General features: G+C 40.7%; 15 protein-coding genes. 9 read left to right on the forward strand and 6 right to left on the reverse strand.

Features of this window, described 5'->3' with window-relative positions; all coding sequences use genetic code 11:
- Positions 1 to 34: 34 nt before the first annotated feature.
- Complete coding sequence (locus V2H41_RS07245; protein WP_330974471.1) at positions 35 to 283, reverse strand: type B 50S ribosomal protein L31; 249 nt, start codon at positions 281 to 283, stop codon at positions 35 to 37.
- Between the two features lie 134 nt (positions 284 to 417).
- Entirely contained in the window at positions 418 to 909 is a 492-nt protein-coding gene (locus V2H41_RS07250; RefSeq protein ID WP_330974472.1) for a YajQ family cyclic di-GMP-binding protein, read from the reverse strand.
- 199 nt (positions 910 to 1,108) lie between these two features.
- On the opposite strand from V2H41_RS07250, the gene V2H41_RS07255 reads away from it, so the two are divergent.
- From V2H41_RS07255 to V2H41_RS07265, 3 genes are all read left to right on the forward strand, one after another.
- The gene (locus V2H41_RS07255) at positions 1,109 to 2,128 is read left to right on the forward strand and encodes a threonine aldolase family protein (protein WP_330974473.1); all 1,020 of its coding nucleotides are present in this window, start codon (positions 1,109 to 1,111) and stop codon (positions 2,126 to 2,128) included.
- Between the two features lie 39 nt (positions 2,129 to 2,167).
- Positions 2,168 to 3,823, forward strand: coding sequence for a glucose-6-phosphate isomerase (gene pgi, locus V2H41_RS07260; RefSeq protein WP_330974474.1), 1,656 nt, complete (start codon positions 2,168 to 2,170; stop codon positions 3,821 to 3,823).
- 175 nt (positions 3,824 to 3,998) lie between these two features.
- On the forward strand, positions 3,999 to 4,298 hold the full coding sequence (locus tag V2H41_RS07265) for a hypothetical protein (protein WP_330974475.1): 300 nt from the start codon (positions 3,999 to 4,001) through the stop codon (positions 4,296 to 4,298).
- On the opposite strand, the gene V2H41_RS07270 is transcribed toward V2H41_RS07265, so the two are convergent.
- A complete protein-coding gene (locus tag V2H41_RS07270) occupies positions 4,299 to 4,799 on the reverse strand; it encodes a phosphoribosyltransferase family protein (protein WP_330974476.1) in 501 nt (166 codons plus the stop codon). It lies immediately after the preceding gene.
- Positions 4,800 to 4,890: 91 nt separating this feature from the next.
- Between V2H41_RS07270 and V2H41_RS07275 the strand changes: the two genes are divergently transcribed.
- Entirely contained in the window at positions 4,891 to 6,207 is a 1,317-nt protein-coding gene (locus V2H41_RS07275; protein ID WP_330974477.1) for a (Fe-S)-binding protein, read from the forward strand.
- Between the two features lie 4 nt (positions 6,208 to 6,211).
- Here V2H41_RS07275 and V2H41_RS07280 read toward each other — a convergent pair whose 3' ends face one another.
- Positions 6,212 to 6,886 carry a LysE family translocator gene (locus V2H41_RS07280; RefSeq protein WP_330974478.1) on the reverse strand — a complete coding sequence of 225 codons (675 nt, stop codon included), beginning with the start codon at positions 6,884 to 6,886 and terminating at the stop codon, positions 6,212 to 6,214.
- Positions 6,887 to 6,895: 9 nt separating this feature from the next.
- Entirely contained in the window at positions 6,896 to 7,552 is a 657-nt protein-coding gene (locus V2H41_RS07285; protein WP_330974479.1) for a protein-L-isoaspartate(D-aspartate) O-methyltransferase, read from the reverse strand.
- A gap of 91 nt (positions 7,553 to 7,643) precedes the next feature.
- On the opposite strand from V2H41_RS07285, the gene V2H41_RS07290 reads away from it, so the two are divergent.
- From V2H41_RS07290 to purU, 5 genes are read left to right on the forward strand one after another with little or no spacing between them, the layout of a single operon-like run.
- Positions 7,644 to 8,804 (forward strand): glycosyltransferase, encoded by a 1,161-nt coding sequence (locus V2H41_RS07290; RefSeq protein ID WP_330974480.1) that lies wholly within the window; start codon positions 7,644 to 7,646, stop codon positions 8,802 to 8,804.
- A 42-nt stretch (positions 8,805 to 8,846) separates the two neighbouring features.
- Positions 8,847 to 9,869, forward strand: coding sequence for a GHMP family kinase ATP-binding protein (locus V2H41_RS07295; RefSeq protein ID WP_330974481.1), 1,023 nt, complete (start codon positions 8,847 to 8,849; stop codon positions 9,867 to 9,869).
- A 37-nt stretch (positions 9,870 to 9,906) separates the two neighbouring features.
- A complete protein-coding gene (locus tag V2H41_RS07300) occupies positions 9,907 to 10,482 on the forward strand; it encodes a D-sedoheptulose-7-phosphate isomerase (protein WP_330974482.1) in 576 nt (191 codons plus the stop codon).
- The gene (locus V2H41_RS07305; protein WP_330974483.1) at positions 10,460 to 11,785 is read left to right on the forward strand and encodes an HAD-IIIA family hydrolase; all 1,326 of its coding nucleotides are present in this window, start codon (positions 10,460 to 10,462) and stop codon (positions 11,783 to 11,785) included. Before V2H41_RS07300 ends, V2H41_RS07305 begins: the two co-directional genes overlap by 23 nt.
- 43 nt (positions 11,786 to 11,828) lie before the next feature.
- The gene (gene purU, locus V2H41_RS07310; protein ID WP_330974484.1) at positions 11,829 to 12,659 is read left to right on the forward strand and encodes a formyltetrahydrofolate deformylase; all 831 of its coding nucleotides are present in this window, start codon (positions 11,829 to 11,831) and stop codon (positions 12,657 to 12,659) included.
- A gap of 79 nt (positions 12,660 to 12,738) precedes the next feature.
- On the opposite strand, the gene V2H41_RS07315 is transcribed toward purU, so the two are convergent.
- Positions 12,739 to 13,602: a phosphodiester glycosidase family protein gene (locus tag V2H41_RS07315; protein WP_330974485.1), complete on the reverse strand. Its 864-nt coding sequence runs from the start codon at positions 13,600 to 13,602 to the stop codon at positions 12,739 to 12,741.
- Positions 13,603 to 13,605: the final 3 nt, after the last annotated feature.

Consider the following 13,605-nt stretch of genomic DNA (forward strand, 5'->3'; position numbering starts at 1 on the left):
CATAGAATAATAAATATTTTTTAAACCTGAAAGATTACTTCTTTGCGTATTTTCTTTTGAATTTATCAATACGTCCTGCAGTATCAACCAACACATTTTTACCAGTAAAGAACGGGTGTGATGTATTGGAAATTTCCAATTTGATCAGCGGATATTCATTACCGTCTTCCCATTTTATGGTTTCTTTAGAGTTTACAGTAGATCTGCATAAAAAAGCATCACCGTTACTCATGTCTTTGAACACCACGAGGCGGTAATTTTCAGGATGGATACCTTGTTTCATAACTATATGATTTTTAAGGTTGTACGGATTTTGCCGTACAATTATTAAATAATTTTTTCGCGCTTAAGGGAGCGCAAAGGTAAGATATTAACTGATAAATAAGAAATATTAGGCCCAAAACCTGAAATTTTTACCTAGCTCCTCATATTTTCTACCTGCAGGGGGATTCCCAGATCCCAGCCGCGGGATGCTTGAATAACAGACTGCAGGTCATCGATTTTCTTACCGGTTACCCGCACCAGATTATCGTTAATGGAAGCTTGTACTTTCAGTCCGGTATCCTTAATCAGCTTAACGATTTTTTTCGCATCTTCCTGTTTAATACCATTGCGCACTGAAATTTCCTTTTTCCACGCTTTACCAACCATTCCGCCCTCTTTACTCAGGTCAAATGCTTCCGGAGCAATTCCTTGCTTATGAGCTCGATTGATTAACACATCAATCAGCTGCTTCATTTTCATTTCATCCTCTGTTTCCACTTTCAAGATATAATTCTTACGGTCCAAATCAATGACTAGATGCGAGCCTTTAAAGTCAAAACGATTAGAGAGTTCCTTATGAACTACATTAACGGCATTATCGAGCGCCTGCGCATCTACTTTACTAACAAAATCGAATGAAGGCATATTTCCAAATTTACTTTTAGTTCAAACGATATAAGTATACAAAGCCTACAGCCCCTGAAATCTGTAGGCAATCTTATAAAATCACTCTTAATGATATCCTGCATAAAACACCAGCAAGGCAAGCAGGTATTGTCAAATATACACACAAACTTCGTGCAAATACTGTCATTCCTGTAAATTTGAATTCACAACTGATTTTATGAACACCTATATCGATTTTCGATCCGATACGGTTACGCGCCCTTCTCCCGCTATGCTGGATACCATGATGCAGGCCCGTGTGGGAGATGATGTATTTGGTGAGGACCCTAGCGCCAATGAGCTTGAGAGCCTAGCAGCCTCGATGTTTGGTATGGAAGCGGCTTTGTTCTGCCCCAGTGGTACCATGACCAATCAGATAGCCATCAAATGTCATACACAACCGGGTGATGAAGTTATCTGCGATGCAGATGCACATATTTACCAATACGAAGGAGGCGGGATTGCCTTTAATTCGGGGTGTTCTGTAAAATTATTATCGGGCGACAGAGGGCGTATCAATGCCGAACAAGTACGCCAAGCCATTCAGCCTGATGATGTGCACAGAGCACGTACTAGCCTAGTATGTGTAGAAAATACCAGCAACCGTGGCGGCGGAAGTTGTTATGAATGGGAAGCACTGGAGAAAATAAAACAGGTTTGGGCCGAGCACCATTTGGCATTTCATATAGACGGGGCTCGCCTGTTCAACGCTATGGTAGCAAAAGGCCAGTCGCCTCAACAATACGGTGCGTTATTCGATAGTATTTCCATTTGCCTTTCCAAAAGCCTGGGCTGTCCGGTAGGAAGTATATTGCTAGGTAGTAAGTCATTCATTAAGCAAGCCCGACGTATCAGAAAGGTACTGGGCGGAGGAATGAGACAGGCAGGTTTTTTAGCCGCAGCAGGTATCTATGCATTAACAAACAATATAGATAGACTGCAGAAAGACCATGAACACGCAAGACTCATTGAAGCGGCTTTGGAAAATAAGCCTTTTGTGGCAAGCATTTTACCTATAGAAACCAATATCATCATCTTTGAAACCAAAGGTATTACAGCAAAAGAGCTGGTTGAAAAATTGAAACAACATCAGATTCTGGGCTATGCCATTGCACCTTACAGAGTGCGACTGGTTCTTCATTTAGATATTACTGAAGCGATGGTAGCAAGAACCATCGAGGTGCTGAATGCACTTTAAATATTTAACTTCATTTATTTAAACCGAAAAACGAGATTTATGACTCTTCCAACAATTAATCCTACTAAAACAAAAGCATGGAAACAACTACTCAAGCAGGCCGAAGAAGCGCGGCATTGGAATATGCGACAGCTTTTTGCGGAAGACCCTGACCGCGCCCGTGCTTTCTCCCTACAACATGGAGATATATACTTCGATTATTCAAAAAATCTGATTACTTCAAAAACACTACAAACCCTTTTAGCACTAGCCGAACAAACCCACGTGGCCGACGGCATTAAAGCGATGTTCAGTGGTGCTGCAATCAACCAAACTGAAAATCGCTCTGTATTGCATGTGGCATTACGCCATTTTGGTAAAGACCCTATCAAAAGCAACGGCAAAGACGTAATGCCTGAAGTAAAAGCCGTACTGAAAAAAATGAAAAACTTCTGCCAGGCGGTACACTCGGGAAAACATGTAGGGTATACCGGAAAGAAAATAAAATCCATTGTCAACATAGGAATCGGCGGTAGCGATTTAGGACCTCTGATGGTAACCGAGGCATTGAAACCCTACAAAATAAAGGGCATCGAAACCTATTTCGTTTCTAACGTCGATGGTACCCATATAGCAGAAACACTGAAAAAAGTAAATCCCGAAACCACGCTATTTTTAGTTGCTTCCAAAACCTTTACAACTCAGGAAACCATGACCAACGCCCATACAGCTCGAGAATGGTTCCTGAAAAAGGCAAAGGAAGAAAAACATATTGCTAAGCACTTTGTGGCACTCAGTACTAATGCTGCTGCCGTAAAGGAATTTGGTATCGACACCAAGAACATGTTTGAGTTCTGGGATTGGGTAGGCGGACGTTATTCACTATGGAGCGCCATCGGCTTATCTATTGCGCTTACCATCGGGTATGACAACTTCGAGGAATTGTTGAGAGGTGCCCACGATGTGGATATACATTTCAAAAAAACATCTTTCGAAAAAAACATCCCTGTAATTATGGCACTGGTAGGCTTGTGGAACACCACTTTTCTGGGTGCCCAGTCCGAAGCGATTTTACCTTACGATCAATACCTGCATCGCTTTGCGGCCTACTTCCAACAAGGCAACATGGAAAGTAATGGAAAGAGTGTAGACAGAAACGGCAAAAGAGTTACCTACCAGACAGGGCCAATCATCTGGGGAGAACCCGGCACTAATGGCCAACATGCTTTTTATCAGCTCATTCATCAGGGCACAGAACTCATTCCTTGCGATTTCATAGCGCCGGCACAAACACATAATCCCATTGGCGACCACCATGCCAAACTACTCAGTAACTTTTTTGCCCAGACAGAAGCTTTAATGAATGGTAAGACATTGGCCGAAGTAAAAGCCGAGTTGAAAAAACAAGGATTGGACAGTAAAGCTATTGCCAAATTGGCGCCATTCAAAGTATTTGAAGGGAATAAACCAACCAACTCTTTCCTAATTAAAAAAATCACGCCCTTTACACTGGGTCAACTGATTGCGCTTTACGAACATAAAATCTTTGTACAAGGCATTATCTTTAATATTTTCAGTTTTGACCAATGGGGGGTTGAATTAGGCAAACAATTGGCAAACAAAATTCTACCCGAATTACAGGGAGATGAAGAGGTGACAGGTCATGATAGCAGCACCAATGCACTCATCAATATGTATAAAAAAATGAGACAATAAAAGTCCTTACATATCACGTTGAAAAGCAGGGATCCCTACCCTGCTTTTTTATTGTTTTTATGATAAACCATTATTGCTCAAATCTAAAAAAAATCCATGCCCGCGTTGTGTAATTTATCTCCTACAAGCATCCCTATAAAGAGGGAACAACATCACGGCCTAAAAATCATTAATTATGAAAACTGTTTTCATGGCTGCCTTAATGTTACTCAGCACAGCCGTCAATGCTCAGGATGAGCTTCGAGAGAAACGCCCTGCTTTGCCCGATACGCACTCAGATCGAAAGTATCCGTCTTTACTAGACAGTTCGCATAAGTATACCTACAAATATGGAAAGGTAGGACGCCTAAAACAGGATAACATGCCCTGCATCTTGCCCGCTTATCGCGAACAGATGCCCAATGCACGCAAGCACAGAACTCCTGCACCCAATGACATACCTAATTTGTGGAAAAAAGATTCTACAGATCACTAATTAAGACAGATATACACCCGTAATATTATCGCCTTCTACTTCTACTGTAATATGCTCCTGAAAGGTAGTAGCAAGGGAATACCCTTTATAATTGGCTCTAATGGGGAACTGGGTATAGCTTCTTTCTACTAATACCAATGTCTGTATGGCACGTGGATGAAATCTTAGAAAAGGCTTCATCGCATATAGCAATGTTTTGCCGGTATTGGTAACATCATCAATGATAACAATAACTTTATTATCAAAATTCAATTCTTTGCTTAATACAATTTCCTCCGGCTTTTGCTTATTCATCGACGTTGTTAGGAGCTCTACCTTTAAAACAGATTGAGCCTCCACCAGTTGTTGCAGCCGTTTTGCAAGAATAACACCCGTGGATTCTATTCCCACAAAAACAAGCTCCTTCTCCCCCATATTGCCCTCAATTATCTCCAGTGCCAGCCGGCTCAACTTCCGGTTCACAATGTCGCTACTTAAAATATATTTTTTCTCTTTAGCCATGTTTCCTTGGACATTTAAATCCTAACTTAAATCAACAAAAATATTAATACTCGCTTACATAACGTAAATTAGCAATTATAATCCAAACTGTATGCATATTCTGCAACAAATATTATTCCTCCTGCTTGTCGTTACAGCGGTCACCCTTTTCACTAAAAAAATCCGACAAATAAGAAAAGCTATCCAGCTTGGTGTTGAGGAAGAGATCGCCGACAATAAAGCGCAACGTTGGCGTAATGTGCTGCTCTTGGCTTTCGGACAGAAAAAAATGTTCCGCAACCCGCTAGTGGGAGTATTGCACTTTCTGGTATACGCCGGATTTATTATTATCAATATAGAAATACTAGAAATTATTTTAGACGGACTGTTAGGCACGCATAGATTATTTGCTAACAGTTTAGGGACTTTATATCTTTTTTTGATTAATGCCTTCGAAGTACTGGCATTGCTGGTTATTGTTGCCTGTGCAATATTTCTTATCAGAAGAAATATTATCAAACTACAGCGCTTCATCAGCAAAGAACTGGACGGCTGGCCTCGTAGTGATGCCAACTACATATTGTTTACCGAAATTATATTGATGCTGCTGTTCCTCACCATGAACAGTGGCGATACCCTTTTGCAACAAAGAGGTATCAGTCATTATACCGAAGCCAATACCGGCAACTTCATAATTTCTCAATGGCTACATCCGTTATTACAAAGCATGAGCAATTCCCAGCTTATTGGAGTAGAAAGAACTTGTTGGTGGCTGCATATCATCGGCATATTTGCATTTCTTAACTATCTGCCTTATTCTAAGCATTTACATATTATTCTGGCATTCCCCAATGCTTATTATGCGCGACTTACTCCTTTGGGAAAGATGGAGAATATGCCACAGGTGCAGCAGGAAGTATTATATGCCATGCAGCCCGAATTGGCTCCTACGGATGCGACTCCACCTACACGTTTTGGAGCTAAAGATGTAACCGATCTTTCGTGGAAAAATATTCTAGACGCCTATTCCTGTACCGAATGCGGAAGATGTACTGCCGCTTGTCCTGCCAATATTACCGGCAAAAAGCTTTCGCCACGTAAGATTATGATGGATACACGCGACCGGGCCGAAGAAATCATCCAACAAAAATCTAAAGACGAAGCCTGGAACGGTGATGGTAAAAGCCTGTTGCATAATTATATCACCGTAGAAGAGTTGCGTGCCTGCACCACCTGCAATGCTTGTGTACAAGAATGTCCGGTTAGCATCAATCCTCTGGACATTATTCTGCAATTACGTCGTCAGTTGATCATGGAAGAAAGTAATGCTCCACAGGAATGGAATGCCATGTTTAGCAATATCGAAAACAATTTTGCACCTTGGAAATTTAGTCCCGAAGACCGTAGTAAATGGATGGCAGAAAGCTAAACCGCTATTGTTTTTTTTGTTCAGCTTCATGTAGCTGTTTACTGAAGTCTTTCTTTTTTACCACCATCCGCCATATTTGAATTAGTGCTGTAAGCACAAAGATTCCAGCAATGGCATAGTTAACAACAGACTGATTGTTCTGAATTTTAGATGCAATCAGCCTTCCGCCAAATATAAAAACACAATTACCCAATAGTGTACCTATTCCGATGCCAATAGTGTAAAAATTATAATGAACCTTTACAGGCAATAGAATTTTCTTGGCAAATAATAGCGTACTCCAACCAAACCAAAAAGGAATTTGCATGGGATTAACCGCACTCATAGCTAACCCCAAAAGGAAAGACGGTAAATTATTATTTAGGATAACATTCCTGTTTTCATGAGGATGTGATGCCGCTATAAAACTACTTACTGCTAGGGCTATAATAATAAGCAGTGCCAGCCAGTCGAAAAGTTTAAAAATTTTTTCCTGCCTCCGAATCCAGTCCATGGCTACCAACGAGAGACGCACATATATCATTTCTGCAGTCAATGAACCCAATGAAAAAAGTAACGCGTTTCGCACCGACTCTGCAATGGCAATTTGCATAGCGGCAATGTTGAGCGTACCCAATGGTAGACTACCCAAAAAACTCACCAACATTCCGGTAAAAAAAATCCGTAGCGCGCCTTTCATGGGTAGTATTTATGAATTTCGACCTTGCAACATGGGAACAAATGAGAAGTTGTCAAAATACTCGATATCGATACCATCCTCCAGTTTTGTAATACGACGCATTTGCTGCACGTTACCAATATCCACAGGTATAACCATTTTCCCTCCTACCTTCAGCTGCTCCAGAAGTTTTGGAGGAATTTCCGGTGCGGCGGCCGTAATGATAATCTTATCGAAGGGGGCGTAGGCTTTGAGGCCTTCATAGCCGTCGCCATAAAAAAACTTTATTGTAGGAAATTGTTTGAGATAAGTAAACTTTTTGTTTTCATCATATAACTTCTTCTGCCGCTCAATAGTATATACCATCGCGCCCAACACAGCCAATATCACCGCCTGATAAGCGCTGCCCGTACCGATCTCCAATACTTTCTCTCCTTTTTTCACTTCCAATAACGCCGACTGGTACGCAACAGTATAAGGCTGAGAAATGGTTTGTCCTTCGCCAATAGGAAAAGCCTTGTCTACATAAGCCACATCATCAAATGCTGAGTCCAGAAAAAAATGTCGAGGTACCGTATTGATGGCGTTGAGCACATTTTCATCCTTAATACCCTTGCTCCGGATACCCTCAACAAGTTTTTTTCTTAATCCCTTGTGCCTGTAAGTATCTTCATAACTACGCCTCATACAGCAAATGTAAATGATTAGTTAATAAGTTGACGAGAAGCGACCTTCAGAACTTATTTTATCACAATCTTTTCCACTAAAAATAGCAGATATGTATACCTTACAACTATCATTTATATTTGCCCTATATATGGCTAAAATCATTATCATAGGCCCGGCGCATCCTTTACGCGGAGGATTGGCAACATTTAATCATCGACTTGCAAAAGAATTTATTGCAATGGGTCATGATTGTACTATTTATTCATTTAGCCTGCAATATCCGTCTCTGCTATTCCCCGGTAAGACGCAATATTCGGATGAACCGGCTCCGGAAGGCATTTCGATTAAAACAGTTATCAACTCCATAAATCCACTAAACTGGCTGAAAGTAGGACGGCAGTTACAAAAAGAAAATGCCGATATTATTGTGGTGCGTTATTGGCTGCCATTTATGGGACCTGCACTGGGTACTATTTTAAGATCAGCTAAAAAAAGTGGCCAAGCTAAAATCGTATGCATTGCCGATAATATCATACCCCATGAAAAGAGACCTGGCGATACTGCCTTTACGAAATATTTTATTAAACCTGTGGATGGCTTCATTACCATGAGTGAAAAGGTAATGAAGGATCTCAGAACTTTTACTACTCAAGCTCCTGCTGCATTGGTGCAACATCCTTTATATGATAATTTCGGAGCTATCATTTCTAAAGAGACAGCCCGACTACACCTAAATTTACCCCAAGAGGCTAATATTGTTTTATTCTTCGGATTTATAAGGAAATATAAGGGACTGGATTTATTATTAAATGCCATTGCCCTACTAAAAAACCAAATTCCTAATCTCAAACTTTTAATAGCCGGGGAATTTTACGAAGATGAAAAACCTTACTCTGATTTAATCCAAGAATTGCAAATTCAGGATATCGTAATATTAAAATCCAACTTTATTGCAGACAGTGAAGTAAAGTATTATTTGTGTGCTGCAGATGTGTTGGTACAACCCTACAAAAATGCTACTCAAAGCGGTGTAACCCCTTTGGCATACTTTTTCGAAAAACCGATGGTTGTAACCAATGTAGGCGGATTGCCGGACTTAGTGCCTCATGAAAAATGTGGATTAATCGTTCAACCGGAACCACAGTCCATCGCAGAGGGTATCCGTCGGTTTTATGAATTGGGAGAAAAACATTTTATCCCTCATCTTCAAAATGAAAAACAAAAATACGGTTGGGGGAATATAGCAGAAGCCATTATCTCCAAAGTATAAATATTCTTATTAAACATATACTAAACGATTTGAAATATCAGTATGATACATAGAAGTAAAGCACCTCTCAGAATTGGTTTGGCCGGAGGCGGTACCGATGTAAGCCCGTACTGCGATGAGTTTGGAGGCGCTATTCTCAATGCCACCATATCTTTGAATGCTTACGCCACCATTGAAGAGATTGAAGAACACAAAATAATTCTGGAAGCATTTGACCGAGATGAAAAAGAAATATTCGAGTGGGCTACCATGCTCCCTTTAAACGGACATTTGGATCTATTAAAAGGCGTATACAACCGTATTCAGAAAGACTATCCGTTTGAGAAAAAAGGTATCAAGCTGAGCACCTATGTAGATGCACCAGCCGGCTCAGGCCTAGGCACCTCTTCCACACTTGTAGTGGCAATCGTGGGCGCTTTTGCAGAAATGCTACAACTACCATTGGGAGAATACGACATCGCCCATTATGCTTATGATATCGAAAGAAAAGACCTTCAATTAGCCGGAGGACGCCAAGACCAATATGCCGCAACGTTTGGAGGCGTAAACTTTATGGAGTTTTACAGTGATGACAAAGTTATTGTCAACCCCTTGCGCATCCGTCAACGCTATTTGGACGAATTAGAAAATAATTTACTACTTTATTACACCTCTACCAGTAGAGAATCGGCGAAGATTATAGAGGAGCAAAGTCAAAATGTAGTCAAAAGAAATCAAAGCTCCATCGAAGCGATGCATCAATTAAAAGAACAAGCTCAGTTGATGAAGGAAGCATTGCTCAAAGGACAGCTCGAACAGATAGGCCATATTCTTGACATCGGTTTTGAACAAAAAAGACGAATGGCATCTGGAATAAATAACCAGCTTATCGATGATATTTACTATGCTGCTAAAAGTGCAGGAGCGACCGGAGGGAAAATAAGTGGTGCAGGGGGCGGCGGGTTTATGATTTTTTATTGCCCTGGCAATACCAAATACAAAGTCATTCAAGCACTAGAACAGTTTGGCGGCAAACCACACAATTATCAGTTTACCAAGCATGGCCTAAAAACCTGGACGGTTTAACTTAGCAGGCAAATATCATAATACAAATTCATTTTTAATGAAACAACAGATACAGGAACTTATTCAGGCATCTATATTCACAAAGCAGCAAGTGTTGCAAAACGAAGCATTATTGCAAATCGTAAGCAATGTAACCGACGCTATTGTAGCGGCATTTCAGAGTGGCAACACCGTTTACTTTTGCGGCAATGGCGGTAGCGCTGCAGATGCTCAACACTTGGCAGCAGAGTTCAGCGGAAGATTTTATAAAGATAGAAAAGCACTGCCTGCAGAAGCATTACATTGCAACACCTCCTACCTCACAGCTGTAGCAAATGACTACAGTTTTGATCTTATTTATGCAAGGCTGATTCAGGGATTGGGGAAACCCGGCGATGTACTAATTGGCCTCAGTACCTCCGGAAATTCTAAAAATGTTGTACAAGCCTTTGAAACAGCACGAGCCAAAGGCATGATTACAGTAGGATTTACAGGTAGCACAGGTGGTGCCATGAAAGACCTGAGTGATTACCTCATTAATATACCTGCTACTGATACCCCTCGCATACAGGAAAGCCATATGTTGCTAGGGCATATTATTTGTCAGCTGGTTGAAGAAAGAATTTTTGGATAACATATCAATGGGAATGTTTTTGATGAGCCAACAGCAACATCTTACGGTTAAGAATCTACAACAGACCGAAGCCATTATTCTAGCTGGAGGTTTGGGTACACGCCTACGAAGTGCCGTTCCTGATTTACCCAAATGTATGGCACCTGTAGCAGGGAGACCTTTTCTATACTACGTTATTAATCATCTGCGCATGCAGGGAATCAGTCGACTAATTTTTAGTCTAGGATATATGCATGAGGCCATCCTGAACTGGCTTCAAGCAGAATATCCCACGCTGGACTATGAATGCGTTATCGAAGATGAACCTCTGGGAACCGGAGGTGCCATTCAATTTGCTTTGCAGAAAACAAAAACAGAGAACATTTTTATCGTTAATGGGGATACCCTATTCCGTTTTGATGCAGCAAAAATGTTGCAGCAACATCTTACATCCAATGCAGCATGTACGCTGGCATTAAAACCCATGCTGCACTTTGATAGATATGGAGTGGTAGCGCTGGCCGGAGACAATACTATTACGCATTTTAAGGAAAAACAATATTACGCTCAAGGACTGATCAACGCAGGCGTATACCTTATTAATAAAGAAAGTTTTTTACAAAAACTATTTCCCACAAAATTTTCCTTTGAAAAGGATTATTTGGAGCGGTTTATTACTGATAAAAAGTTCTCAGGAGTAGAACAAGATGCTTATTTTATCGATATCGGTATTCCTGAAGATTATAACCGTGCACAGCAAGAATTTGCTAGGCCTCTATTGAATTTATCAGACATCCATGATGACTGGACACTTTTTCTCGACAGAGACGGGGTGATTAATGAAGACAAGCCGGGAGACTATATCACAACCCCCGATGAATTCGTATTCACAAAAGGGGCGCCCGCATTATTCAAAAAGCTTTCCGACAAGTTTAAACGTATTATTGTTGTCACCAATCAGCGTGGCGTAGGCAGAGGTATTATCCAACACGAGGATCTCATAACCATGAATGAAAAAATGCTGCAAAGCGTAAAGCAAGTCGGAGGAAATATTGAGCGCATTTATTACTGTACCGATATCGATGACCTGGCATTTTACCGTAAACCGAATCCGGGCATGGCTTTTCAGGCTATTCGGGACTTTCCTGACATTCAGCCGGAGAAATGCATTATCGTAGGTAATAGTCTTAGTGATATGAAATTTGGACGCTATGCGGGCATGTACACGGTTTTCGTAACTACAACCAATAAAAATGTTACATTACCGCATTCTGATATAGATTTGCTGTTCGAAAGTCTAAAAGCCTTTGTTGATCAGATTTAAAGAGTGAATATACCTCAACTAACATTAAAGCTAATAAAGTAAGATGGTTATACTATTACAATGTAGCGACAGAGTAGGACTAGTGGCAGATATTGCGGCTATCATGGCCGCCGCTAATCTAAATATCGTATCCATGAAGGAGTATGTTCATGTAGATGAAAATCGCTTTTATATTCGTGTGGAAGTTAGTGGAGAGACCGATTTAGAACAACTCCAAAATCAAATTAAGAACCGCTTACCTGCAGATACAGAAATCAGCATACGCCCTTATGTCAAGAAGAAAATTGCGGTTCTGGTAACAAAGGAATACCATTGCCTAGGAGATATTCTACTGCGCAATTATTTTAACACACTTGGAGCTTCAGTAGAATGTGTCATAGGAAACTATGACATTTTACAGTCACTCACCGAAAAATTTGATATTCCTTTTCACTACATCACGCATGAAGGCAAAGAAAAACATGTATTTGAACAGGAAATTTTGCAAACACTTGCTCAATACAAATTTGACTATATCGTGCTAGCCAAGTTCATGCGCATCCTCTCACCAGAGTTTGTACAACAATACCCGTCTCAAATCATCAATATTCACCATTCATTCTTGCCGGCATTTGTAGGAGCTCATCCGTACAAACAGGCTCATGAGCGTGGAGTAAAACTCATCGGGGCCACTGCACATTTTGTCACCAATGTATTGGATGAAGGGCCCATTATTGCCCAGCAAACAATTCCGGTAAATCACGCACATTCGGTAAGAGATATGGTAAAACTCGGAAGAGAAATAGAGAAATCGGTGCTGGCACATGCTCTGCAATTGGTATTACAGGATAAAGTACTCGTATACCACAACAAAACAATTGTATTTGATAATTAATCAAATAAAAATGCCGAGGATTTTTACCCTTCGGCATTTTTTCTAGCAGTTAGTTGAAGTTGACTTTCGCGAATAAATATTATTTACGTTTTTTCAAATATAAGATATTAGCAACTTTCCTTTCACCCTCATGGTCCCATTTTTTGTTATCGGAGGGATAATTTACAACACCTTTTCCTTTTACCCATAAAGTAGAGGACCCTCCCCCATCTAAATTGATAGCACTGACACATCCCAACCAGCGCATCACCTTGGTGAGCTCAAAAAGACTCATCCCCGCCGAATTAGTATGACGGCCGTCCACCACCAGCATAATCACTTTTCCTCTTTTCGCAATACCAACAGCAGTACGCGGGTGTCTGGTTACATTAAAACTATTCGAGTCCAGTTTCTCTATTTGTCTATCTAGGAGTAACAAAGGCCCGGTAAACATCACATGTGGCTCTTTCAACCACTCATCCCAGTTTACTAGCCCATCCCATTTTTTAATCCCGATACTTCCTTTATCGTCAATTACCACAGCAGCCTTTTGGTGGAACTCCGGTTTTCCATTTTTACCCGGCTTATTTGTATTGATAACATCTCCGTTCACTTTTGTGAAGTCCACAGCACCTCCATTCTTCATATCGAAAAAGTTACCATTAATAGCCCCTATCGCCTCATATTGTCCAGCAAAATCACTTACGGTACGCAATTGTCGAGGTTCGGCCGCCATGGCAAACTCATACCAAGCCCTCTTATTCTTCGCCACTATAAAACTAATATGCTGATTGGCTTTAAATAATTTGCCATTAGTGAAGTGATAATGATATAACTTTACTTTAGGACCCAGTTTTTCCACCTTCCAAGGTGCATTTACTACACACACCGAGTCGTAATACTGGGCATTACCAAACGAAGTGAAAAAAAGAAAAAGCACTATACTTAATAAATAGCGAACCATAGT

Source organism: Niabella digestorum, from assembly GCF_036409055.1.
In the GTDB taxonomy this organism is placed as follows: Bacteria; Bacteroidota; Bacteroidia; order Chitinophagales; family Chitinophagaceae; genus Niabella; species Niabella composti.